3 protein-coding genes are annotated in these 2,342 nt (G+C 59.1%); 1 reads left to right on the top strand and 2 read right to left on the bottom strand.

Annotated features, from left to right (window positions below; translation table 11 throughout):
* Nucleotides 1-470: M14 family metallopeptidase (locus tag AC1DH9_RS27500; protein WP_477809168.1), on the bottom strand; the 470-nt coding region annotated here is incomplete at its 3' end.
* Nucleotides 471-569: 99 nt separating this feature from the next.
* A complete protein-coding gene (locus tag AC1DH9_RS27495; RefSeq protein WP_427545357.1) occupies nt 570-1,349 on the bottom strand; it encodes an ABC transporter substrate-binding protein in 780 nt (259 codons plus the stop codon).
* A 280-nt stretch (nt 1,350-1,629) separates the two neighbouring features.
* Between AC1DH9_RS27495 and AC1DH9_RS27490 the strand changes: the two genes are divergently transcribed.
* Nucleotides 1,630-2,277 carry a type 1 glutamine amidotransferase gene (locus tag AC1DH9_RS27490; protein WP_427545355.1) on the top strand — a complete coding sequence of 216 codons (648 nt, stop codon included), beginning with the start codon at nt 1,630-1,632 and terminating at the stop codon, nt 2,275-2,277.
* Nucleotides 2,278-2,342 lie beyond the last annotated feature (65 nt).

The following is a 2,342-nucleotide window of genomic DNA, read 5'->3' as shown; positions in this document are numbered from 1 at the left end:
TGCCGCAACAGCAAACGATGCAGGGCTTCCAGTTGTGAAGCCGGAGCCGGTAACCGGTCGAGAACCTGACCCATGGTCTGACGGATCAACGCGATGTTGGCCTCGGCGTCGTTGCCCAACTGCGAACCGATCAACTCCCCCACCGGCCCGCTGAGTTCATAGAACGCCCGGTTGAAATTTTTCCCGCTGCCCAGCTCAAAACGGCCCATATGGGCGCTTTGCAGATGCTGGTCCAGGCCAATCGGGTTGGCCACCGGCACCAGTTCGATAACACCGTTGAGCTGGCCCTGTGCTTCAAGTTCGGTGAGACGCTTCTTCAACTCCCAGGCCGTGCGCATGCCCGGCAGTTCATCGGCGTGCAGGCTGGCCTGAATGTAGACCTTGCGCGAACCCGCGCCAAAACGAAACACGCTGAGGCTGCGCTCGGTGCCGAGGTGGCTCCAGGGCAGTTGATGGTCGATACGTTGCATGGCGGGCTCCTACAGAAAATGTGTGAGGCGAGGACATTCAAAGGTGCATAAAAAAGGCGGCCATCGCGTCAACGATAGCCACCTTTTTGAACGGTGAAATTACTTGCCGTAAACGTCGAACTTGAAGTACTTGTCCTGCACTTGCTTGTACTTGCCGTTGGTGCGGATTTCGTTGATGGCTGTGTTGAACTTGTCCGCCAGCTCTTTATCGCCTTTGCGCACGGCAATACCGGCACCACCGCCGAAGTACTTGGCATCTTCGTATTCCGGGCCAACGAACGCGAAGCCTTTGCCGGCGTCGGTTTTCAGGAAGCCGTCGTCAAGGTTGACCGAGTCAGCCAGCATCGCGTCGAGGCGACCGGAGGTCATGTCCAGGTTGGCTTCCTGCTGGGAGCCGTAGCGCACCAGGTTGATCCCGGCCGGCACCAGCACTTCAGTGGCGAAGCGGTCGTGAGTACTGGCGCGCAGCACACCGACTTTCTTGCCCTTGAGTTCGGTCAGCGGGTCCTTGATGGCGGTACCTTCCTTCATCACGAAACGTGCCGGGGTGTGGTAGTACTTGATCGTGAAGTCGACGTTCTTCTTGCGGTCGTCGGTGATGGTCATGGACGACAGGATCGCGTCGATCTTCTTGACCTTCAGCGCCGGGATCAGACCATCGAACTCTTGTTCGACCCAGGTACATTTGACCTTCATCTGCTCACACAGCGCATCGCCGATGTCCACGTCAAAGCCGCTGAGTTTGCCTTCAGGTGTCTTGAACGAGAACGGTGGGTAGCCGGCTTCGATCCCCAGACGGATCGGCTTGGCATCTTCGGCTACGGCCGACAGGGACAACACGGACAGTGCCAGAGCACCGAACATCACTAGCTTCTTCATTTATAACTCCTGTGTGCGGAGACTCTTATTGGCAGCATTCGATTAGTAGCTTGTGGCTGGTAAAAATCGAAGTGGCCGGCAGTCTAGAGCTGCACTCAAGATGCGAATTGTGTTTAAGCGACAAATCGTTATAGAAAATAAGCCAAGGTATTTCTCGCAGTAATAGCCTGCGCCAACGCGGTGCAACGACCTTCAGAAAGGTCTGGTTTTCAGTCAAGATGCCGCACGTTCCGACGGAAAAAGCCGACCATACCTCCCTCCGCCACCAGAGAGCCGCGCCATGCCCAAGCAATCGACCTCGCTGAACCTGATCCAGCACCACCCCGCCGAAGGTCCGGGCGCCATTGATGACTGGGCCGAGTCCCGGGGGCTGACGCTGAAGGTGTTTCGCGCGGACCTTGGTCAGCTGCCACCCGCAGGCGCTGCGCCGGTGATTATTCTGGGCGGGCCTTACGAGGCCAATGCAGGTCCGCAATGGCTGGCAGAAGAGCGCAAGTGGCTGGCGGCAAGCATCTCGCAAGGCGCGCCGGTGTTCGCCATTTGCCTGGGTGCGCAATTGCTGGCCCTGAGCCTGGGCGGGAATGTGCGGCGAATGGCCCGGACCGAAACGGGCTGGACCCAGGTTACGTTCGCTGACGGGTCCGCACTGAACGTACTGGAATGGCATGAAGATGCGATCGATCTGCCACCCGACGCCCGATTGCTGGCCAGCAGCGCCCAGTGTGAGCAGCAGATGTACGCCGTCGGCTCGACCCGCGTGGGATTGCAGTTTCATCCGGAATGGAACGCCGAGTCGGTAGCGCTACTCAATGCCCACTTCGGCGTAGAGTCCCCCCTGCCCCGCGATCAAGACGACAGCGCCGCCTACCGCCTAGTGTTCGACTGGTTGCAGGCGACGCTGGATGAGTGGCATGCAAAAAACCTGTAGCAGCTGTCGAGCCTGCGAGGCTGCGTTCGGCTCGGTCCGCGCTCGGGCGGAGCAGTCGTTGAATC

The sequence above is a fragment of the Pseudomonas sp. 05T35 genome (assembly GCF_056396605.1).
Note: the sequence above shows the minus strand (reverse complement) of the source record. Positions and strands in the feature narration are given on the sequence as shown.